The sequence below is a fragment of the Streptomyces sp. WMMC500 genome (genome assembly GCF_027497195.1).
In the GTDB taxonomy this organism is placed as follows: domain Bacteria; phylum Actinomycetota; class Actinomycetes; order Streptomycetales; family Streptomycetaceae; genus Streptomyces.
Map to the genome: position 1 here is coordinate 209,823 of NZ_CP114905.1, position 21,438 is coordinate 231,260.

The following is a 21,438-nucleotide window of genomic DNA, read 5'->3' on the forward strand; positions in this document are numbered from 1 at the left end:
TGCCGTGCGCGGGCCGTGCGCCCGTGGCCCCGCGGGGTGGTGCGGCGGTACGCGGGTCACGGGCCCTCGGCCGCCAGCCGGTCGATCTCCGCGCGCGCCGGCATGGAGGACGACGCGCCGGGCCGCTGTACGGCGAGCGCGGCCGCGGCCGCCGCCCACGCCATCGCCGCCGGCATCGGCCGGCCCTCGGCGTACGCCACGCACAGCGCGCCGACGTAGGTGTCGCCCGCGGCCGTGGTGTCGACGGCCCGGACCGGGAGGGCCGGCACGGTGACCGGATCCCGGTCGCGCGCGGCGTACAGGCTGCCGGCGCCGCCGAGGGTGATCACGACCTCCGGCACGCGCTCCAGCAGCGCCGCCGCGGCCTCGTGCGGGTCGGACCTGCCGGTGAGCGCGGCGGCCTCGTGCTCGTTGGGGACGAGCAGGTCGGTGCCGGCGAGCAGCCGGCCGGGCAGCTCACGGGCCGGGGCGGGGGTGAGCACGGTGCGTACGCCGCGCCCCCGGGCCGACTCGGCGGCGGCCACGACGCCGGCCATCGGCAGTTCCAGTTGCAGCAGGAGCGTGCCGGCGGCGGCGATGCGCTCCTCGTCGCCGGCGGCCAGGCCGGTGACGGTGCCGTTGGCGCCGGGGACGACGACGATGGAGTTGCCGCCGTCGTCGTCGACGACGATGTGCGCGGTGCCGCTGGCGCCCGGCGCGGTGCGCAGCCCCGCGGTGTCCACGCCGGCGCCGTCGAGCGCGGCGCGCAGTTCGCCGCCGAAGGCGTCGGAGCCGACCGCCCCGATCATCGTCACCGCTCCGCCCGCGCGGGCCGCGGCCACGGCCTGGTTGGCGCCCTTGCCGCCGGGCACGGTGCGGAACTCCCGGCCGGAGACGGTCTCGCCGCGGAGCGGGGCGGTGGCGGCGAACGCCACGAGGTCCATGTTGACGCTGCCGAACACGGCGATCGTCGCCGGGGAGGTGGTCGTCATGCGGAGGGCCTCCTGGGTTCGTGCGGCGGTGCGGCGCCGGCGCGGGCGCCGGCGTAGGAGTCGGCCCTCAGGGCCGGCGCGGGGAGCGCGTGGGCGGCGGTGCGGGCGGCGAGTTCGTCGAAACCGATGCCGTCCATGCCGCCCACGGTGGTCGCCAGCCGGTTGCGCAGCGGCGCCGTCCACCGCTGCGGCAGCGCCTCCGGCGCCCCGGCGAGCAGCCCGGCGACGGACCCGGCGGTGGCGCCGTTGGAGTCGGTGTCCCAGCCGCCGGAGACAACGCGGCAGACGGCGCCGGTGAAGTCGCCGCCGGCGTGGGTGAGCGCGGCGGCGAGCAGCGCCGCGTTGGGCACGACGTGCACCCAGTGGCGTCCTTCGTGCGCGGCGTGCAGGCCGTCGACGACGTCCGCGAAGCCCTCGGGGGTACCGGTGGGTTCGGTGCGGGCCAGCTCGATGCCGTGCCGTACGGCCCTGGCCAGCCGGGAGCGGGGCGGCACGACGGCGAGACCGGCGCGCAGCGCCGCGTTCACGTCGGCGCCGCCGCCGGCCGCGGCGGCGAGGACGGCGGCGGCGAACATGGCGCCGTAGACGCCGTTGGCGGTGTGGGTGAGGACGGCGTCGCGGTGCGCGGCGGCGGCGGCGCCGGCCGGGTCGCCGGGGTGCGTCCAGCCGTGCACGTCGGCGCGGATCTGGGCGCCGATCCACTCGCGGAACGGGTTGCGGTACGCGCCGGTGTGCGGGGGCTCCACGCCGTCGAGCAGGTTGCGGTACGCGACGCGCTCGGCGGTGAACGTACGGCCCGCGGGGAGTTCGTCGAGCCAGAGCTGCCCGACGTCGGCGGTGGTGAAGGCGTGGCCGTGGCGGTCGAGGAGGAGCAGGCCGAGGAGCGGGTAGTTGAGGTCGTCGTCCTCGGGGGCGCCGTCGAGGGTCTCGGCCAGGGAGGTGGCGGCGCTGCGGCGGTTCCAGGGGTGCGCGGCGGCGACGGCGGGATCGAGCCCGGCGGCGGTGAACCAGGTGTGCACCGGCCAGTTGCCGGTGGAGCGGGCGATGGCCCGGATGCCCTCCAGGGTCACCTTCTCGACGGGCTTGCCCAGGACGCACCCGGCGGCCCGCCCGAGCCACGCGGCGTGCAGCCGGGCGCGCAGCCCGTCCTCGTGCGTGCCGTCCGAGGCCCGCGCGGGCGCGGGCCAGCGCGGGCAGGCCGCCTTGATGTCCGCCAGCTCCGTCGGCTCGATCGACGCCAACGGGCTCTCCAGCGTGGCCAGTTCATCCAGCAGCTCCAGCGCCAGCGCCCGCAGCCGCGGCTTCGGCGGGCCGGGCGAGGCGCCCGCGCGGTCGGGTGCCGGGTGGCCGCCGGCGGCGAGCCAGCGGCGCTGCAGCGGTCCCGCGGCCCGGCCGTCCTCGGCCGCCTGCCGCAGCTCGTGGCCGACGAGGTCTTCCGGCTGCACCCAGGTCAGCCGGAGCGGCGCCCCGTGCCCCTCGGCCGGCGCCGCCGTCACGACGCCTCCGCGAGCGAGCCGAACGCGGCCTCGTGGGCGCGGCGGCGGGCCACGTCCCGGACGAACACCTCGCGCGCGACCTCGGTGAGCGTGGCCGCCGGTGCCAGCAGGTCCAGCCTGCTGGCGCGCGCGACCTCCTCGGCCCACTCCCCCGGCACCGCCGCGGCGCCCCCGAGAGCGCCGACGACGGCGCCGCTCATGGTGGCGATGGAGTCGCAGTCGCGGCCGTAGTTGACCGCGCCGAGGACGGTGTGCCGGTAGTCGCCGCGGCCGACGAGCAGCATGCCTAGCGCCACCGGCAGCTCCTCTATGGCGTGCAGCCGCGAGGGCCGCCGGGCGCCGAGCGAGGGGTTGCGGTACTCGGGGCCGACCGTGTCGTACGGCTCGACCGCCGCGCGCAGCGGCGCCAGCGCCTCCTCGAAGTCGGCGCAGCCGGCAGCGGCTTCGCAGACGGCCTCGATGGCCGCGCGGGTGCCGTCCTTCGCGAGCGCGAGCGCCGCCTCGACCACCGACTCCGGCGTGGCTCCCGGTGCGAAGGCCGCCGCGACGCAGGCGGCGAAGACGCCGGCGGCCTCGCGCCCGTAGGACGACTGGTGGGCGCCGGCGACGTCCAGCGCCTCGGCGTAGGCCGCCGCGGGGTTGCCGGCGTTGACGGCGCCGACGGGCGCCATGTACATCGCGGCGCCGCAGTTGACGATGTTGCCGACGCCCGCCTCGCGCGGGTCGACGTGGCCGTAGTGCAGCCGCGCGATGATCCACTTCTCCGCGAGGAAGATCCGCTGCAGCGGCAGTGCCTCGGCCTCCAGCTCGGGGATCCAGCGCGGGGTGCCCATCAGGTCGGGCACGAGGTGGGCGGCGACGGCGTAGGCGTCGAGGTGGTCGCGGACCTTGTCGTAGACCCGGACGAGTGCGTGCGTCATGAGGGTGTCGTCGGTGACGTGCCCGTCGCCTTTGTGGTACGGGGCGATCGGCCGGGCGGTGCGCCACTCGCCGCGGTGGAACGGCTCGACGATGCCGCGCACCCGGCCGCCGTACCGCTCGGCGATGGCCTCCGGGGTCCAGCCCTCGACGGGCCCGCCGAGGGCGTCGCCGACGGCGGCGCCGACGAGGCACCCCGCGGTGCGGTCGGCGAGGCCGGGGCCCGCGGGCGCGGCGGAGTCGGTGGGGTCGCTGGGGTCGGCGGAAGCGGTCGTGGGGGTCATGAGGCGAGGGGTCCTTCCGCAGGGGTGCTGAACTGCTTGTCGGCCAGTTGCCGGGCGAGGTCGACGAGGTCGGCGCCGGCGAGCTGGGGCAGGGCGCAGCCGGAGAGGATCCGGCAGGCGTCCCGCCAGGTGGCGGGGAGTCCGGCGGCGCCGCCCAGCGCCCCGGTGAGTGCGCCGGCCAGGGCCGGCGCGGAGTCGGCGACGCGCGACAGGCACGCGGCGGCGGGTACGGCCTCGGAGATCGCGCCGGCCGCGGCGGTGGCGACGGCGAGCGCGACGGGCACGGTCTCGGCGGCGGCGATGCCGTAGCTGTAGACGTGGTCGACGATCTCGTGCTCCAGCACGGGGACGAGCGCGAAGGCGTTGCCGGGCAGGCCCGGGCGGGTGGCCACGGCGGTGCGGCCGAGTTGCACGGCGCGCTCGGCGTTGCGCAGGATCTCGGTGCCCGGCGGGAGCTGGGCGAGGGCGGCGTCCACGCAGGCGTCGACGGGCCGGCCGCCGAGGGCCGCGGCGATCGCGGCGGCGGTGGCCCGGGCGCCGTGCACGCCGTCGCCGTCCTGGGTGTAGCGGGCGTCGAACTCGGCGAGGTCGGCGGCCTGTTCCGGGTCGCCCGGGTGGACGGCGGCGAGCACCGCGGCCCGCACGCAGGCGGCGTCGTCGAAGTAGTGCGGGTTGTCGTGGCCGGTGGCGGGCGGGCGCAGGCCGGCGGCGAGGTTGCCGAGCCCGGCACGTACGGAGATGCGGGCGCGCAGCGGGATCTCCGCCGACTCGATCTCGTCGGCGCGCTCGGCGGCGACGGCGACCTCGTCGGCGAGCGCGCTCCAGGCGAGGGTGAGCGCGGAGCGGACCCGCCGGTCGGAGGTGAGGTCGGTGTGCCGCCCGCTGCCGGCGGAGAGGACGGCGTACGCGGTGAAGGCGGCCCACTCCGCGTCGTCGGACGGGCCCAGGCGCAGCGGTTCGGGCGGCTGGTTGAGCGCGATGGGCACGGGCAGGGTGGTGGTGGCGTTCTGCTCGGCGAAGGTGTCGAGCTCGCGGGTGAGCCGGCGGGTCCACTCGGGCATCCGCGCGGCGCGGTGCCGGCCTGCGGGCCAGCCCGCGGCGTCGCCGGCGGCGATGCCGAGGAGCAGTCCCTCCACGCGCCGCAGGTCGCCGCCCGCCTCGGTGAAGCCGGCGGCGCCGACGGGGCGTCCGGCGCCGGGCGCCGCGGCGGGCCGCTCCGCGCGCGGCACCGCGACGACGGGCCGTTCCGCGCCCTCGGCGGGGCTCGCGGATGCACCCGCGGGCGTGGTCGTACGGGCCGCGCCCGGGGCGGCGCCGTCCGGCGCACCGGATGCGCCGGGCGCCGCACCGGGCTCCGGGGCTCGGCGGGACCTGGGCAGCGGTGCGCTCATGAGGCGACCTCCTCGTCTGCGGGGGCGAGCCGGTCCGCGATGTCGAGCACGTGGTGGCCCGCCATCGACGGCAGGCAGGTGCCCCGTACGGGCTGGATGACCGCGGCCCAGGCGTCGGGGATCGCCGCCTCGCCGCGCAGCGCGCCCGCCAGGGCGCCGGCGACGGCGGCGGTGGTGTCGGCGTCGCGGCCCATGTTGACGGCGGTGAGGACGGAGTCGGCGAAGTCCCCGCGGGCGGCGGCGAAGGCGCCGAGCGCGAGCCCGACGGCCTCCGGCGCCAGGTCCGACCAGGGGTAGCCGCCGATGACGACCGAGGAGCGGACGGCGCGTTCGACGCTCAGCGGCGTGGCGCCCGGGGCGCGGCGCGCGCGGCGGCCGGCGGAGACCGCGCGCTGCAGGGAGCGCGAGGTCCAGGAGTCCTCGGGGATGACCGACAGGGCGGCCTGCACGACGACGTCCGGGGAGTCGCCGGCCATGGCGGCGGCCACCCCGGCGGCGACGGCCTGACCGCCGTAGATGCCCTCGCCCTCGTGGCTGACGGTGCCGTCGACGGCGACGAGCCGGGCGGCCTCGGCCGGACGGCCCGCGGCGAAGACGCCGAACGGGGCGGCGCGCATGGCGAGTCCGTCGCTCCAGGCGTGCCGGTGCTGCGCGGTGATCGGCGCGGCCAGGCCGCGGCGCAGGTTCTCCAGGGTGCCGCGCTCGCTGAACCCGGCGCCGCGGAAGGGGCCTTCGTCGAGGTCCGCGATCCGCTCGTGCCAGGCGGACTCCACGTGCGCGAGGCTCAGCCGCGCGCCGTGCTCGGCGAGCAGCAGCCCGGAGAAGATGGCGTACTCGGTGTCGTCGGTGCCCGCGGGGGCGGCGGCCACGAAGTCCTCGATACGGCCCCAGCGCTCGCGGATCTGCGAGGGCTTCATGTTCTCGACGGGCGCGCCGAGGGCGTCGCCGACCGCGAGGCCGAGCATGGCGCCGCGGGCCCGGTCGCGGGCGGTCGGGGCGGCCTGCCCGGCGGCGCGGCCGGCGGCGCGCAGGCGCAGGCGTGCGGAGGGGGCGGGTGCGGCGCGTACGGACGGTTCCGGGCCGGCTGACGCGCTCATCGTGCGGTGCTCATCGTGCTGTTCGTGCTCTTTCCTCGTGCGCCTGCGGGTGTGGTTCGGGTGCCTGCTCGTACGCCCCGGCCGGCCGCCGGCCTCATCTCTGGTACCGGTCGAGGACGAGGTTGCCGTCCTCGACCAGCGACTCGCGCAGCTCGTCCAGGTCGGTGTCGCCGTTGAAGTACCGCTGGAACGCCGGTGTGGCGATCTTGTCCGACCACTCGCGATACCCCCGTACTCCGAGCACCGGGGCGGGCCGCAGCGAGCGGGCCACCTCCACGCCCGTACGCCACCCGTACTCTTCGGTGTTCAGCGCCGGATCCTTGAGCGCCTGGGCGCCGGTGGGCAGCATCCAGTCGCCCACGGCCAGCTCCGCCATGTGCTCCGGCCGGGTCATGAAGGCGATGAAGTCCGCCGCCGCCTGCCGGTGGTCGCTGTCCTCGGCCACCGACAGCGTCTGCGGGCTGACCCCCTGCGCGAGCCCGCCGGCCGGCCCGTCACCCGCGGGCATCGGCAGCACCGACCAGCCGAAGTCGTCGGGCGCCTGCTGGGTGACGAGCTGGCGGTAGGAGAAGTTGAGCGGCACCATCGCGTACCGCCCGGCGAAGAAGCCGGGCAGCGTGTCGGAGCCGGACATGCCGAGGCTGCTGCGCGGCGCGGTGTGGTCCTCGTTGACCTGGCGGTCGATGGTCTCGGCGACGGCCGAGTCCGCGGGGCCGTAGGCGATGCGGTTCTTCGGCCCGTCGTCGGTCTGCTCCCGGGAGAACAGCCCGCCGCCGGTGGACAGCGAGAGGTTCACCGACTGGCTGACGGGCTCCTTCATGCCCCAGGCCACGCCGTACCGGTCGGTCGTGCCGTCGCCGTCGGTGTCGGCGGTCAGCTTCTTCGCGACGTCCTCGAACTCCCGCCAGCTCCACGGGTCGGCCACCGTCGGCACCCGCACGCCCGACTCCTCGAGCAGGGCCGTGTTGGCGAACATCATCCGCGGCTCCTGGAGGAAGGGGACGCCGTAGATGCCGCCGTTCATGGTCGTCGTCTGCCACGACTGCTCCGGGATGTCGGCGCGCAGCGACTGGGGCAGCAGGTCGGTGAGGTCGGCGAGGTAGCCGCCGTAGGCGAAGTCGGTGAGGTCGTCGGCGGCGTCGTGGATGATGTCGGGCGCCTCGCCGCCCTCGAAGGAGGTCAGCAACTGGTCGTGCACGGTGTCCCAGATGCCCTGCACGTAGCGGACCTGGACCTCGGGGTGCTCCGCGTTCCACTCCTCGACGAGCCGCTTGTTGGCCGCGACGGACTCCTTCTGCCAGGCGAGGCTGAGGTAGTCGAGGGTCACCGTGCCGTCGTCGGAGCCGCCGTCGCCGCTGCAGCCGGCCAGCCCGGCCAGCAACGCCAGGCTCAGGGCGGCGGCGCCGGCTGCGCCGGCGGCACGGCGGATGCGCGCCGCGGGCCTCATCCCTTCACCGCCCCGGCGAGCATCCCGCTGACCAGCCGGCGCTGGAGCAGCGCGAAGAACAGCAGGCTGGGGATGGTGGCGAGGGTGGCGGCCGCGGCGAGCGGGCCGAGGTCCACGACGCCCTCGGCCCCGAGGAACTGGGTGAGGATGACCGACATCGTCTGATTCTCCGGGGACTTGAGCAGCACGAGGGCGAAGAAGAACTCGTTCCAGGCGGTGACGAAGGAGAACATCAGCGTCGCCACCAGGCCGGGGGTGAGCAGCGGGAGCACCACGCTGAGGATGGTGCGCAGCCGGCCCGCGCCGTCCACGGCGGCGGCCTCCTCCAGGGAGACGGGCACCGCCTTGACGTAGCCCTGGAGCATCCAGAGCGAGAAGGGCAGGTTCCACACGACGTAGACGAGGATCAGCCCCGGCAGCGAGTCGATCATCCGCGCTTCCTTGAGCAGCATGAACAGCGGGATGATGACGAGCACGAACGGGAACATCTGGCTGACCAGGATCCAGCCCGTGGCGGCGGTGGTGACCTTCGAGCGGTGGCGGACCATCGCGTACGCGGCGGGCACGGCGATGGCGACGGCGATGAGGGCGGCGCTGCCGGCGACGACGAGGCTGTTGGCGGCGGAGCGCAGCAGCGGCTGGGCGTCGAAGGCGGCGCGGAAGTTCTCCAGGGTGGGGTCCTGGGGGATCCAGGTGGGGTCGATCTTCCCCAGCTCCTGCGGCGACTTGAACGCCGTGGAGATCAGCCACACCAGCGGGAAGGCGAGGAAGACCAGGTAGACCAGCAGCGCGAGATACTGCCCGGTGCGGCCGGCGGCGCGCTTGGTGCGCAGGCTCGTTGGGCTGCTCATCAGTTCGCCTCCTCCTTCAGTCGCTTGCGCAGGAACAGGGTCAGGAACACCGCGATGACCGCGATCATCGCCAGCCCCATGGCGGCGGCGTAGCCGTACTGGCCGTAGGCGAAGGCCTCTTCGTACGCGAAGAGCATCGGCAGCCGGGTCTCGCCGCCGGGACCGCCCTGGGTGAGGACGAAGACCAGAGAGAACGAGTTGAAGTTCCAGATGAAGTTGAGCGCGGTGATGGCGATGACCACCGGCTTGATCGCCGGCCAGGTGACGGAGGTGAAGCGGCGCCAGACGCCCGCGCCGTCGAGGGCCGCGGCCTCCTTCAGCTCGTACGGGACGTTCTGCAGCCCGGCGAGCAGCACGACCGTGGTCTGCGGCATGCCGGCCCAGACGCCCACCGCGATCACGGCGGGCAGGGCGAGGGAGAGGCTGGTGAGCCAGTCGACGTTCTCGTCGATGAGGTGGAGCCGGCTCAGCGTCTCGTTGAGGATGCCGGCGTCCTGGTGGTAGACCAGCCGCCACATGATGCCGACGACGACCTCGGGCATCGCCCAGGGCACGAGCGCCAGGGTGCGCGCGAACCAGCGGAAGCGAAGGTTCTGGTTGAGCAGCAGGGCCAGGCCCAGCGCGAGGACCAACTGCAGGGTGGTCACGCAGACCGCCCAGATGAGCCCGATGCGGAACGAGTCCCAGAAGAGGGTGTCCTGCCGGAGGTCGGCGAGGTTCTCCAGGCCGATGAACTCGGTGGGCTCGGTGCGGCCGGCCTGCGCGTCGGTGAACGCCAGCGAGGCGCCGTAGAGGAGCGGGCCGACGCTCAGCACGAGTATGGGTATGAGCGCGGGCAGGAGCAGGAACCAGGTGCCGCCGTCGAGGCCGAGGGCGGCCTTGCGGGCGCGTGGTGTGCGCGGTGGCGGGGTGCCGCGGCCCGCGGCCTTCTGTGGTGGTGGTGCGGCGACGCTCATGCGGACCTCGCGCCTTCCTGCTCGTCGGAGCCCGCGGGCGCGGCGCCCGGGGAGGTGGAGCCGCGCACGACGAGCCGCGGCGCGGCGGTCGTGCGCCGGGCGGGGACGGGCTCGCCGCCGCCCGGCCCGAGCCGTTCCAGGAGCATCCGGGCGGCGCGCCGCCCGCGTTCGCCGGCGCCGAGGTCGACGCTGGTCAGCGGCGGCCAGGCGGCGACGGCCAGGTCGCTGTCGTCCATGCCGGCGACGGCGGTGTCCTCGGGTATGCGCCGGCCGCGGGCGTGCAGCGCCTGGACGGCGCCGATGGCGAGTTGGTCGTTGGCGCAGAACACGGCGTCCAGGCCGGGACAGAGGTCCAGCAGCCGGGCGGTGGCGCGGGCGCCGGCGCCGACGCCGAAGTCCGTGGTGGCGACCAGGCCCGGGTCGTAGGGGATGCCGCAGGCGGCGAGGGCGGCGCGGTAGCCGCGGCCGCGGTTGCCGCCGGGGACGGTGTCGACGGGGCCGTTGACGAAGGCGATGCGGCGGCGGCCGGTCTCGACGAGGTGGCGTACGGCCAGTTCGGCACCGGTGACGGAGTCGGCCTGGACGGCGTCGACGGGCACGCCGTCGGGCAGCGAGCCGATGACGACGACCGGGCCGGGGGCGGCGGTCAGCGCCTCGACGTGCGCGGGGGTGATCCGGATGGGCACGAGGACGAGACCGTCGCTGGTGCGGTCCGCGAGGCTGCGGACGACGCCGAGTTCGTCGGCGACGTCGGCGTCGGTGGAGTGCAGCAGCAGGCGGTAGCCGGCGGCCTTCGCGACGGCCTGGATCTCGCGGACCATCGCGACGTAGACGGGGTTGCCGATGTCCGGCACGGCGAAGGTCAACTGGCGGGTGTGGCCGTCCTTCAGGGAGCGGGCCACGGCGTTGGGCACGTAGCCGAGTTCGGCGGCGGCGCGCCGGACCCGGTCCTCGGTCTCGGGCCGGGCGCCCAGCCCGTTGAGGACGCGGGAGACGGAGGCGATGGACACCCCGGCCCGTTCGGCGATCGACACGATCGTGGGTGGCCCCCCGGAGGACATCGCACTCGCCCCTTTGCGTCGCGTACGCGGCCGGCCCCGACGAGGCGCTCCTGTAAAGGTTTACAACCGCTGGAAACGTTTACGTATGGTCCTCTCGTGTCACCGGGCCGTCAATGGCCGTACACATGTGATCTGCGTCTCGCCGGGGCGGAACGCGGCAGGCGGCGCGCGGTGCGCCCCGCGGGCGGTGGCGCCGGAGAAGCCCAAGTCGCGGGCTGACTGGGCAGGATCCGGGTTCCGAATAGCCGCATCGGAAAGAGGGCCTTAACGCCGACTCACGATCTTTCTAACGTCTACGGCACCACAACTTACGAGGTGACAGGGGGCCGGTATGCCTGCTGAGGCACTTTCTCGTCGCACCATGCTCGGAAGAGGCGCGGCGGCCGGGGGAGCACTCGCGCTTGGTCCGCTGCTGGCGGGTGAAGCGTTCGCGGCCACGTCCGGGGCGCCGTCCGCGGCGGGCCAGGACAAGGGCCGCCCCAGGGACGTCTACGGCCGCATCGGCGTCCGCCCGCTGATCAACGCGCGGGGAACGTACACCGTGCTCAGCGGCTCGCTGATGCTGCCCGAGGTACGCGACGCGATCGACGCGGCGGCGCGGCAGTACGTGCAGCTCGACGAGCTGGCCGACGCCGTCGGCCGCCGCCTCGGCGAGCTCACCCAGACGGAGTTCGGGCTGGTCAGCGCCGGGTGTTCGGCGGGTCTCACGCACGCCGCGGCGGCGTGTACCGCCGGCGGCAACCCGGACCTGCACGTCAACATCCCGGACCTGACCGGGTTCCAGAAGACCGAGGCGATCATCCCGCGGCACTCGCGGAACGTCTACGAGGCCGCGATCAGCGCGGTGGGCCTCAAGGTCGTCCAGGTCGAGACGAAGGAGGAACTGCAGGCCGCCATCGGCCCGCAGACCGCTCTGGTCTACATCATGGCCGGACCGCGCGTGGACGACAGCGAGCTGGACACCGAGACGATCGCGTCCGTGACCAAGCCCGCCGGGGTCCCGCTGCTGGTCGACGCCGCCGCGGAGATCCTCACCATCCCCAACGTGCACATCGAGCGCGGCGCCGACCTCGTCGGCTACAGCGGCGGCAAGTGCATGCGGGGCCCGCAGTCGGCCGGTCTGATCCTGGGCCGCGAGGACCTCGTACGGGCCGCGTGGGTGCACAGCGCCCCGCACCACGGCTACGCGCGCGGCTTCAAGGTCGGCAAGGAAGAGGCCATGGGCATGCTCGCGGCCGTCGAGATGTGGGTCCGCCGCGACCACGACGCCGAGTACGCCGAGTGGACGAGCTGGCTCAAGCAGATATCCCGCCGCGTCTCGTCGGTGAGCGGGGTGACCACGGAGATCACCCAGCCCGAGGGGCTGTCGAACCGGACCCCCTCGCTGCGCATCCTGTGGAGCGCCAAGCGCAAGGAGGTCACCGGCTCCACCATCATGAACGCGATGTGGAACGGCGAGCCGCGCATCGCGCTCAACGCCACCGGCGGCTCCGACCCGGACCAGACCGGGGTGTCCATCACGCCGTACATGATGGAGCCCAGCGACTGGCGGACCATCTCCGACGAACTCGTCCGGATGCTGCGCGACCCGCCGCCCGCGCCGGAGTCGCCCAAGCCGCCGACCGTGGACGTGGCCGGCACCTGGTCGGTGGAGATCACGTACGCCGCGGGCACGTCGAGCGCGCACAAGCTCGAACTGGCCCAGGACGGCGCGAAGGTCACCGGCACACACGCCGGCGAGTTCGTCAGCCGCCCGGCCTCCGGCAGCGTCAGCGGCAAGCAGGTCACGGTGCGCAGCAGCTACGGCGAGGAGCACGGCGACTCGCTGAGCTACACCTTCACCGGCACCGTGGACGGCGACGAGATCAGCGGCGAACTCGACATGGGCGAGTACCTGAAGGGCTCCTGGACCGCGACCCGGTCCTGACGGCCGGCGCGTGCCGGCCGGTCAGCCGCGGCCGGCGCGCGCGGCCCCGTACCCCCACGTGTCATGCACCGAACATCCACAAGGAGTAAACGCATGTCCTCCAACCGCAGGGACTTCATCCGCAAGGCGGCCCCGGTGGCCGCGGTGGCCGCCGTGCCGGTGGTCGCCGGCGGCCAGGCGATGGCCGCCGACGGCGACCAGGCCGAGGGCAGGGGCAGGGGCCACGGTCACGGCCGGCCGCGCAAGGAGGTCCACTACCCCGACGGCAGCGAGCCGCCGGAGAACCCGCTGTTCAGCCCGATCGTCACCTACGGCAACATGGTCTTCATCTCGGGCATCGGCGCGCACTTCGAGGGCGACATCCGCTCGCACACCGACCACGTGCTCAACGAGATCGAGCGCTACCTGGAGTCGGTCGGCTCGTCCATGGAGAAGGTCCTCAAGGTCAACGTGTACCTCAACACCCTGGACGACTACACCGGGATGAACGAGGTCTTCCTCGGCCGCTGGGGCAAGGAGCCGGGCGTCCGCACGACCATTGCCGCCGCCGCCGGCATCCCCGGCGACTCCCTGGTCGAGATCGACTGCATCGCCGTCATCTGACGGCCCCGTATCGCACGCGCCACCACCACCCGACACAGAGATGGGGAATCGAGCCGGCATGCACGTGAGATCGCGAGTTTCCTGGACGGTACTTCCCGCGGCGCTGACCCTCGTACTGGGCGCCTCCACCGTGGGCGCCACGGCGCCCGCGGACGCCCCGGCCGAGGGGAAGGACGACAAGGGTGCCGCGTACGACCTGGTCATCCGGCGGGGCCACGTCATCGACCCGAAGAACGACATCGACGGCGTCCGCGACGTCGCCGTCAAGGACGGCAAGATCGCCAAGGTGGCGCGGCACATCGACGCCTCGGGGGCGGAGAAGACCGTCGACGCCCGCGGCCAGTACGTCACCCCCGGCCTTGTCGACATGCACGCGCACATGTTCCCGGGGCCGAAGCAGGACTACGCCAACGGCTGGAACGGCGTGGCGCCCGACGGCTTCACGCTCCGCTCCGGCGTGACCACGGCCGTGGACACCGGCTCGTCCGGCGCGAGCAACTTCGCGCAGTTCAAGGAAGAGGTCATCGACAAGTCCAAGACCCGGGTCCTGGCGTTCCTGAACATCGTCGGCAAGGGCATGGCCGGCCACCCGTACGAGCAGGACCTGGAGGACATGAAGGCCGACGTCGCGGCCAAGGTGGCGAAGGAGTACCCGGAGACCATCGTCGGCATCAAGACGGCGCACTACAACGGCCCCGAGTGGGACCCGGTCGAGCGCTCCGTCGAGGCCGGTGAGGAAGCCGGCATCCCGGCCATGATCGACTTCGGCGCCGACAGCGAGGCGCGCCCGCTCTCGCAGTTGCTCACCGAGAAGCTGCGCCCGGGCGACATCTACTCGCACATGTACTCGGGCCTCCGCGGTGAGCTGGGCGAGGACGGCAAGCTCAACCCGGCCATGCAGAAGGGCCGCGACCGCGGGATCGTGTTCGAGGTCGGCCACGGCGGCGGCAGCTTCTCCTGGGACGTGGCGGTGCCGGGGATGAAGGAGGGCTTCACGCCCGACGTCATCTCCACGGACCTGCACATCTCCAGCATGAACAGCGGCATGAAGGACCTGTCCAACGTCATGTCGAAGTTCCTGACGCTCGGCATGCCGCTGGAGGACGTCGTCGAGGCGTCCACCTGGAAGCCGGCGCAGACCATCCAGCACCCCGAGCTGGGCCATCTGTCGGTCGGTGCGCCCGCGGACATCGCGGTGTTCACCCTGGAGCGCGGCGACTTCGGCTTCGTCGACAGCTTCGGCTGGCGGATCGACGGCAACAAGAAGCTGGTCGCCGAGACGACCGTGCGCGCCGGCGAGGTCGTCTGGGACCTCAACGGCCAGGCGGCGCCGGAGTGGTACCCGGGGGCGAACCCGCCGGAGAACGCCGCCGGGGACCACGAGCACTGACGCAGGAGAACCACCCTCCCTCCCCGCCCCGGAGGGTGGTCCCGGCCGGGCCGGCCGGGACCACCCTCCGGGGCTCAGCGCCGCCCGCCCGGCGTCGTGTCCCGAAGACGCCTGCGGCCCGGCCGGGCCGCAGGGGCCGGGCAGGGCACGCGGGTGCACACCGTCCGGAGACCGGCTGCCGGGACGCGGCACGGCCGGAGGGCACACCCCCAGGGTCCCTCCGGCCGCATGCCGCCGCGGCGTCTTCGTCCCCTTGTCTCGGCCGGTCCGCGCGCGGCGCCGCGGTGGTGCCGTCCTGCCCTCTGTCAGACGGCCTGCCACAGCGCCGGCACGTTCGGCGGCTCCCATCCCGGCACGGCCTGGTGGCCCTGGAGGCACCGGTAGGTGGTGCTCCCGTACGTGACGGTGTCACCGGCCTGGTAGACGGTGCCCGCGGACCAGGTGCCGCCGGGCGGGTCGGTGGGCGGGTCGGTCGGCCCGCCGTCGGTGGTGGTCAGGGTCAGCCCGTAGGCCTGCAGGGCGGCGTTGACGGGCTGGAAGTACGTGGTGCCGCCGCTGCTGCAGTTGCCGGAGCCGCCGGAGGTCATGCCCTGGGCCTGGCTGCCGGAGATGAACGAGCCGCCGGAGTCGCCGGGTTCGGCGCAGACGTTGGTCCTGGTCACCGGGCTGACCGTGCCCTGCGGGTAGGTGACGCTGGTGTTGCGCTGCTGGATCGTGCCGCAGTGCCAGCCGGTGGTGGAGCCGGAGCGGCACACCGAGGCGCGTTCGACGGCTTCGGTGGAGCCCTGCACCTGCTTGGTGCCGGTGCCGTAGCCGTTGACCGTCGGGGTGGGCGTCCACTGGCTGTTGACGCCGACCCAGGCGTAGTCGCGGCCGGGGAAGGTCGAGCCCTGGAAGCTGCCCTGGGCCTGCCGGTTGACGCCGGTGGTGGTGGCGCCCGTGCGGCCGCAGTGGCCGGCGGTGACGAAGCCGTTCTGGCCGCCGCCGCGGGTCACCGAGAAGCCGACGGAACAGCGGCTGCCGGAGCCGATGTAGTAGGCGTCGCCGCCCACGATGTCCGCGTAGGTACGGGGCTTCTCGTCGGACCGCTGGATCTTCAGCAGGTTCGCCTCCACCCCGGCCGCGGCCGCGAAGCGCTCGGCGGCGGCGGGCCTGGAGGTGTGCAGCACCACGCGGTTGGCGACGGTGTCCATGTACCAGACGGGCACGTGTGCGGGCGCGGAGCGTTCGGCGATCCGGTCCAGGCCGGCCTTGGCCGCGTCCAGTTGGGCGAGGCTGTGGTCGACGACCTTCGCCCGGGCTCCAGCGTCGGTGATCTTCCGCGCTTCGGTGGCGTCGGTCGTCGCCACCACGACGTCGGCGGAGGTCTTGCCCGACACCCACGCTCCCCCGTAACTGCTGCCCAGCGACAGCCGCAGCGAGCCGGCGACGGCGCCGGCCTCGCTCTCGTTGGCGAGCCGCTTCTCGGCCTGACCCGCGGTGAGGCCGAGGTCGCGCTGCATCGCCTTGAGCAGGCCCGGGGAGTACTGCCCCGAGGCCGAGTCGGGCGTGCCAGCGGAGTCGGACCCGAAGGCCGATCCCTGGAGCCCGGCCAGGACGAGCGCGCCGATGGCGACGGTGGCGCCGGCTGCGCCCATGACCCGTTTGTGGAGCATGGAAGTCTCCTTGGTTTCGTGATTACCGCGAAACCGTAGCCATGGGCACGTCAGGTCGGCAGATACCAGTCCGCCCTTGCCATCGCGTTATGGAACCCGCGCCGGCGGGCGCGACCTGCGCCGGCGCGGGCGGGCGCCGTCAGACGGTGACCGGGGCCGGGGCCGTGCCGAAGTCCGGGTGGGCCTCCAGCCATTCGCGGTAGCTGCGGCTGCGCCGCGCGGCCTCGGCGTGCGCCGCGCGGGCGTAGCCGGTGACCGCCGCGGCGGTGCCGGCGGCGGGCGACTGGGGGTGCCAGCCGATGAGGTGCCGCCAGCTCAGCGGGTGCCCCACCAGCGGCCGGGTGGCGAGAGCGGGAGCGGGCGGGAACGTCGCCCGGCACAGCCCCACCGCCCGGCCCACCTGGGCCAGATGGACGCAGGACGCGCTGTCGGTCTCGTACACGGAGGCGGGCGTGAACCCGGCGCGGATGCAGGCCGCGGCGAAGCAGTCGCCGAAGCAGCCGTCGCCCGGGACGTCGGTCCAGTTCTCCCCGGCCAGGTCGCGCAGCTCGATCTGGCGCCGCTCGGCGAGCGGGTGTTCCGCGGCGAGCATCACGAAGACGGGGTCGGTGCCGACGTTCTGCCACACCAGCCGGTCGGTCAGCGGCGGCCGGCTGTCACCGCAGACGCCGATCAGCACGAAGTCCAGCCGGCCTTCCGCGACCATGCCCGCCAGCTCGCGCACCGACCAGCGGGTGTACGTTGTCACGGGCGTCGCCGGGTGCGCGGTGGCGACCCGGTCGATGAGGCCGCCGAGCAGCGGGCCGTGGGTGCCGCCGAGCCGGAAGCGCGGCATGCCGCCCCACGCGCGCGCGAACCGCACCGCGTCCTGCTGCAGTTCGAGCACGCCGGGCAGCAGCACCCGGGCGCGGTCGAGGACGAGTTCACCGAGCGCCGTCGGGCGCACGCCGTACCTGCCCCGGTCGAAGAGCGGGCCGCCGAGTGCGCGCTCGATGCGCTTCAACTGTGCGCTCAGCGCGGGCTGGGCGAGCCCGAGCGCGGTGGCGGCCCGGGTGAGGCTGCCCTCCTCGGCGATGGCCCGAATGGTCTTCAGGTGCCGCAACTCCAGGTCCATGCGGTCAGCTTGCGGTCCTGCGGCGGCCCCGGCAACCTTTTGGTCCGGACCAATGTCGAGGAGGGTGAACACGAGGTGTCCGCAGACCCCGTCCCCATGCACCGGCTGGAGGTCCCCGCGCCGGAGGTCCTCCCCTTCGCCCTCGGGTCGTTCGACTCGATCGGCCCGCTGTCCCGCGCCGGCTTCCCGCACCGGCACACGTTCCACGAGATCGTCTACGTCCGCTCCGGCCGCGGCCACCACGTGGTGGACCAGCGCAGATGGCCGATCGCCCCGCCGCACCTGGCCATCGTCACCCCGGGGCAGGTGCACCACTGGGAACGGGCGGCCGGCCTGGACGGCTGGGTGATGATCTTCACCGAGGACTTCCTGCTGCCCACCCCCGAGGACCGGGACCGGCTGCGCGAGCTGTCCCGGATCTCCTGGCTGAGCCCCGGACGGCGCGACGCGGGGATTCTCGCGGCGCTCTTCGCCGAGATGGCACGGGAGTACACCGGCCGGGCCCCCGGCTTCATCAGCGTGCTCCAGTCGTATCTGCACGTGCTGCTCATCCGCGCGGACCGGCTTTCCCGGACGGCCCGTACGGCGCCCCGGGACGGCGACGGCGCCGAGGGGCCGGCGGCGGGCCGGGCCGCGGAGATCGCCCGGCGGTTCGACCGGCTGCTGGCCGAACCGGGTCCCGCGGTGGCCGAGTTGTCCGTACGCGGCTGCGCGGCGAGCGTGGGCGTGTCCGTGGGGTACCTCAACGAGGCGGTCAAGCGGGTCACCGGGTTCACCCCGGGCCGTCTGATCAGGCAGGCGCAGGCCCGCGAGGCCAAGCGGCTGCTGGCCGCGACCGACCTGACCGTACGTCAGGTGGCCAGGCTGGCCGGGTTCTCCGACCCCGCGTACTTCAGCCGGTTCTTCCGCCGGGAGACCGGCAGCAGCCCGGGCGACTTCCGCCGCGGTACCCGTGCGGATCACCACGATCGCCGGATTCTGTCCATCGACTGCCCCGGCGCGTCCGAATAGCGTCACTGGCGCCCCGCTGAGCGGCGTCACCGCGCCGGTACGGACGCGGGGTTCACGACCCCACTCCCCCGACCGAGGAGCCGTGAAGCCGTGACAGACCAGGACAAGTCCGCACCGGACGAGGCCGCCGAGGAGCAGGAGAAGCCCGGGATCCGCCGCAAGGACCTGCTGAAGGCCGCGCTCGTGGCCGCGCCGCTGCCGCTGCTCGTCGGCGGCGCCGCCCCCGTCCTCGCCCGCGACCAGGTGGCCGCCGGCCGCGAGCTGACCCCGACGCCGGAGGCGTGCGAACCCGGGGACCCGCCGACGCGGCAGCAGACCGAGGGCCCGTACTTCAAGCCCAACTCGCCGCAGCGTACGTCGCTGGTCGAGCCCGGCACGCCGGGCACCCGGCTGACCGTCAGCGGGTACGTCTTCGGGCTCACCTGCCAGCCGATCCCGCGCGCGCTGCTGGACTTCTGGCAGGCGGACGTGAACGGCGCGTACGACAACGCCGGTTACCGCTTCCGCGGGCACCAGTACAGCGACGCGCAGGGCAGGTTCAGCCTGCAGACGATCGTGCCGGGCCTGTACCCGGGCCGCACCCGCCACATCCACGTCAAGGTGCAGGCGCCGAACAACCCGATCCTGACCACGCAGCTCTACTTCCCGAACGAGCCGCGGAACAACACCGACACGATCTTCCACCCGTCGCTGCTCATGACGGTGCGGGACGTGGCCGGGGGCAAGGAGGGCACGTTCGACTTCGTGCTCAACGTCCGGCAGAACCCCGACCCGCCTGACCCGCCCGGAGGCACCTGGGCGGCCGGCACCTCCTACCGGCCCGGTGACACCGTCACGTACGGCAACGTCACCTACCGCTGCCTCCAGGCGCACACGGCGTCCCCGGGCTGGGAGCCGCCGCACGTGCCCGCGCTCTGGCAGGCCGCCTGAGAGCCGCGGCCCGGCCGTGATCCCCCCCGTGATCCGGCCCGGCCGCACCCAGACCCGCGCCGCCGCGGCGCCCGGGGCCCACCTCCCCGGCCCGCGGCGGCGCGGCCCGTCCCCGTTCCCGTTCCCGTTCTCCGTCGACGGCTCCGCACCCGGCCGGAAAGCGCTCCCCCGCGTCTTGACGGGGTGTCAATCCGCCGCGATCCTCTGGTTACTCAGTCGTAGAAAAGTTCCTCACCTTTTCGCGTTTTCGCGCCACCGGAGGCGGGACCCCCATGACCCGACACCCGTACCTGCGCAAGGCCGGCCTGATCACCCTCGTCACGGTCCTCTTCGCCGCCCTGACGGCGTTCGGCACCGGGCCGGGCACCGCCGCCGCGGCGAACGACTGGTGGGATCCCGTCGCGCGGCCCGCCCCGGACTCCGAAGTGAACGTCACCGGCGAGCCGTTCCGCGGCACCGACGCCGAGGGCAACGTGCGCGGCTTCGTCGACGCGCACAACCACCTGATGTCCAACGAGGGCTTCGGCGGCCGGCTCATCTGCGGTGAGACGTTCTCCCGGCAGGGCGTCGCCGAGGCGCTGAAGGACTGCCCCGAGCACTACCCCGACGGCGCCCTCGCCCTCTTCGAGAACATCACCGGTGGCGCCGACGGCCACCACGACCCGGTCGGCTGGCCGACGTTCGGGCACTGGCCGGCCCACGACTCGCTCAGCCACCAGCAGAACTACTACGCCTGGCTGGAACGCGCCTGGCGCGGCGGGCAGCGCGTCCTGGTGCAGGACCTGGTGACCAACGGCCTGCTCTGCTCCGTCTACCCGGCCAAGGACCGCGGCTGCGACGAGATGGACTCGATCCGGCTCCAGGCCGAGAAGACGTACGAGATGCAGGACTACGTCGACGACATGTACGGCGGCCCCGGCCGCGGCTGGTTCCGTATCGTCACCGACGCCGAGCAGGCGCGCGAGGTGGTCACCGCGGGCAAGCTCGCCGTGGTGCTGGGCGTGGAGACCTCCGAGCCGTTCGGCTGCAAGCAGGTGCTGGGCATCGCGCAGTGCGACAAGGGCGACATCGACCGCGGCCTGGACGAGTTGTACGGCATGGGCGTACGCAGCATGTTCCTGTGCCACAAGTTCGACAACGCGCTGTGCGGCGTGCGCTTCGACTCCGGCACCATCGGCGCGGCGGTCAACATCGGGCAGTTCCTGTCCACCGGCACGTTCTGGACCACCGAGAAGTGCACCGGACCGCAGCAGGACAACCCCATCGGCCTGGCCGACGCGCCCGCCGAGGTGGCGAAGCTGCTGCCCGCGGGGGTGTCGGTCCCGTCGTACGACCAGGAGGCCCGGTGCAACACCCGCGGGCTGAGCGGGCTCGGCGAGTACGCGGTGCGCGGGATGATGGACCGGGGGATGATGCTCGAGCTGGACCACATGAGCGTCAAGGCCGCCGGCCGGGCGCTGGACATCCTGGAGTCGGAGTCGTACCCGGGCATCCTCTCCAGCCACAGTTGGATGGACCGGAACTGGACCGAGCGGCTCTACCGCCTCGGCGGCTTCGTCGCCCAGTACATGCACCCCGCCGAGGACTTCGTGGAGCAGGGGCGGCGCGACGCCGGGCTGCGCGACGAGTACGGCGCCGGATACGGCTACGGCACCGACATGAACGGCGTCGGCGGCTGGCCCGCGCCCCGCGGCGCGGACGCCCCGGACAAGGTCGCGTACCCGTTCACGAGCGCCGACGGCGGCTCGGTCCTCCACCGGCAGGTCACCGGCGAGCGCACCTGGGACTTCAACACCGACGGCGGGGCCCACGCGGGCCTCGTACCCGACTGGATCGAGCAGATGCGGCTGCACGGCGGAGGCGACGTCGTCGAGGACCTGATGGCCGGCGCCGAGTCCTACCTCACGACCTGGGGCGCCACCCAGAGCCACGAGAAGCCGGCGAACCTCGCCGCGGGCGCCGCCGCGACCGCCAGTTCCACGGAGTTCAGCCTGCTGACGAGCTACGCCCCCGGCCGCGCCGTCGACGGCGACCGCGGCACCCGGTGGGCCAGCGACTGGAGCGACGCCCAGTGGCTGCGGCTCGACCTCGGCGCGGCCCACCGGATCGGCCGGGTCACGCTGGACTGGGAGCGGGCCTACGCCAGGGCGTACCGCGTCGAGGTCTCCTCCGACGGCGACGCCTGGCGCACGGTGTGGGCGACGGAGAACGGCGACGGCGGGCTGGACACCGCGACGTTCGACGCCACCGAGGCGCGTTACGTCCGTGTCGTCGGCGTCCAGCGGGGCACCGGCCACGGCTATTCGCTCTACGAGGTCGGCGTCCACGCCGGATGA

General features: G+C 74.0%; 17 protein-coding genes. 6 read left to right on the forward strand and 11 right to left on the reverse strand.

Annotated features, from left to right (window positions below):
* Window positions 1–56 precede the first annotated feature (56 nt).
* The 9 genes from O7599_RS00925 to O7599_RS00965 all read right to left on the reverse strand — a co-directional run bounded on the left by O7599_RS00925 (window position 57) and on the right by O7599_RS00965 (window position 10,472).
* Window positions 57–971, reverse strand: a complete 915-nt coding sequence (locus O7599_RS00925; protein ID WP_281620112.1) for a ribokinase — start codon at window positions 969–971, stop codon at window positions 57–59.
* The gene (locus O7599_RS00930; protein WP_281620113.1) at window positions 968–2,467 is read right to left on the reverse strand and encodes an ADP-ribosylglycohydrolase family protein; all 1,500 of its coding nucleotides are present in this window, start codon (window positions 2,465–2,467) and stop codon (window positions 968–970) included. The genes O7599_RS00925 and O7599_RS00930 overlap by 4 nt, the downstream gene beginning before the upstream one ends.
* Entirely contained in the window at window positions 2,464–3,669 is a 1,206-nt protein-coding gene (locus tag O7599_RS00935) for an ADP-ribosylglycohydrolase family protein (RefSeq protein WP_281620114.1), read from the reverse strand. Before O7599_RS00935 ends, O7599_RS00930 begins: the two co-directional genes overlap by 4 nt.
* Window positions 3,666–5,060, reverse strand: coding sequence for an ADP-ribosylglycohydrolase family protein (locus tag O7599_RS00940; protein ID WP_281620115.1), 1,395 nt, complete (start codon window positions 5,058–5,060; stop codon window positions 3,666–3,668). The genes O7599_RS00935 and O7599_RS00940 overlap by 4 nt, the downstream gene beginning before the upstream one ends.
* Window positions 5,057–6,157: an ADP-ribosylglycohydrolase family protein gene (locus O7599_RS00945; RefSeq protein ID WP_281620116.1), complete on the reverse strand. Its 1,101-nt coding sequence runs from the start codon at window positions 6,155–6,157 to the stop codon at window positions 5,057–5,059. Before O7599_RS00945 ends, O7599_RS00940 begins: the two co-directional genes overlap by 4 nt.
* 94 nt (window positions 6,158–6,251) lie before the next feature.
* The gene (locus tag O7599_RS00950; RefSeq protein WP_281620117.1) at window positions 6,252–7,604 is read right to left on the reverse strand and encodes a sugar ABC transporter substrate-binding protein; all 1,353 of its coding nucleotides are present in this window, start codon (window positions 7,602–7,604) and stop codon (window positions 6,252–6,254) included.
* On the reverse strand, window positions 7,601–8,455 hold the full coding sequence (locus tag O7599_RS00955; protein ID WP_281620118.1) for a carbohydrate ABC transporter permease: 855 nt from the start codon (window positions 8,453–8,455) through the stop codon (window positions 7,601–7,603). The genes O7599_RS00950 and O7599_RS00955 overlap by 4 nt, the downstream gene beginning before the upstream one ends.
* A complete protein-coding gene (locus O7599_RS00960) occupies window positions 8,455–9,411 on the reverse strand; it encodes a sugar ABC transporter permease (RefSeq protein ID WP_281620119.1) in 957 nt (318 codons plus the stop codon). The genes O7599_RS00955 and O7599_RS00960 overlap by 1 nt, the downstream gene beginning before the upstream one ends.
* The gene (locus tag O7599_RS00965; RefSeq protein ID WP_281620120.1) at window positions 9,408–10,472 is read right to left on the reverse strand and encodes a LacI family DNA-binding transcriptional regulator; all 1,065 of its coding nucleotides are present in this window, start codon (window positions 10,470–10,472) and stop codon (window positions 9,408–9,410) included. The genes O7599_RS00960 and O7599_RS00965 overlap by 4 nt, the downstream gene beginning before the upstream one ends.
* Window positions 10,473–10,833: 361 nt before the next feature.
* Between O7599_RS00965 and O7599_RS00970 the strand changes: the two genes are divergently transcribed.
* The 3 genes from O7599_RS00970 to O7599_RS00980 all read left to right on the forward strand — a co-directional run bounded on the left by O7599_RS00970 (window position 10,834) and on the right by O7599_RS00980 (window position 14,392).
* Complete coding sequence (locus O7599_RS00970; protein ID WP_281620121.1) at window positions 10,834–12,399, forward strand: aminotransferase class V-fold PLP-dependent enzyme; 1,566 nt, start codon at window positions 10,834–10,836, stop codon at window positions 12,397–12,399.
* A gap of 93 nt (window positions 12,400–12,492) precedes the next feature.
* Window positions 12,493–13,002 carry a RidA family protein gene (locus O7599_RS00975; RefSeq protein ID WP_281620122.1) on the forward strand — a complete coding sequence of 170 codons (510 nt, stop codon included), beginning with the start codon at window positions 12,493–12,495 and terminating at the stop codon, window positions 13,000–13,002.
* Between the two features lie 58 nt (window positions 13,003–13,060).
* Window positions 13,061–14,392 carry an amidohydrolase/deacetylase family metallohydrolase gene (locus O7599_RS00980; protein ID WP_281620123.1) on the forward strand — a complete coding sequence of 444 codons (1,332 nt, stop codon included), beginning with the start codon at window positions 13,061–13,063 and terminating at the stop codon, window positions 14,390–14,392.
* Between the two features lie 305 nt (window positions 14,393–14,697).
* Here O7599_RS00980 and O7599_RS00985 read toward each other — a convergent pair whose 3' ends face one another.
* Both O7599_RS00985 and O7599_RS00990 read right to left on the reverse strand, forming a co-directional pair.
* Entirely contained in the window at window positions 14,698–16,047 is a 1,350-nt protein-coding gene (locus tag O7599_RS00985) for a carbohydrate-binding protein (protein ID WP_281620124.1), read from the reverse strand.
* 139 nt (window positions 16,048–16,186) lie between these two features.
* Window positions 16,187–17,161 (reverse strand): LysR family transcriptional regulator, encoded by a 975-nt coding sequence (locus O7599_RS00990; RefSeq protein ID WP_281620125.1) that lies wholly within the window; start codon window positions 17,159–17,161, stop codon window positions 16,187–16,189.
* 96 nt (window positions 17,162–17,257) lie between these two features.
* Here O7599_RS00990 and O7599_RS00995 point away from each other — a divergent pair, with 96 nt between their 5' ends.
* The 3 genes from O7599_RS00995 to O7599_RS01005 all read left to right on the forward strand — a co-directional run bounded on the left by O7599_RS00995 (window position 17,258) and on the right by O7599_RS01005 (window position 21,438).
* Window positions 17,258–18,172 carry a helix-turn-helix domain-containing protein gene (locus O7599_RS00995; RefSeq protein ID WP_281623242.1) on the forward strand — a complete coding sequence of 305 codons (915 nt, stop codon included), beginning with the start codon at window positions 17,258–17,260 and terminating at the stop codon, window positions 18,170–18,172.
* Between the two features lie 90 nt (window positions 18,173–18,262).
* Complete coding sequence (locus O7599_RS01000; RefSeq protein WP_281620126.1) at window positions 18,263–19,102, forward strand: carbohydrate-binding protein; 840 nt, start codon at window positions 18,263–18,265, stop codon at window positions 19,100–19,102.
* Between the two features lie 272 nt (window positions 19,103–19,374).
* On the forward strand, window positions 19,375–21,438 hold the full coding sequence (locus O7599_RS01005; RefSeq protein ID WP_281620127.1) for a discoidin domain-containing protein: 2,064 nt from the start codon (window positions 19,375–19,377) through the stop codon (window positions 21,436–21,438).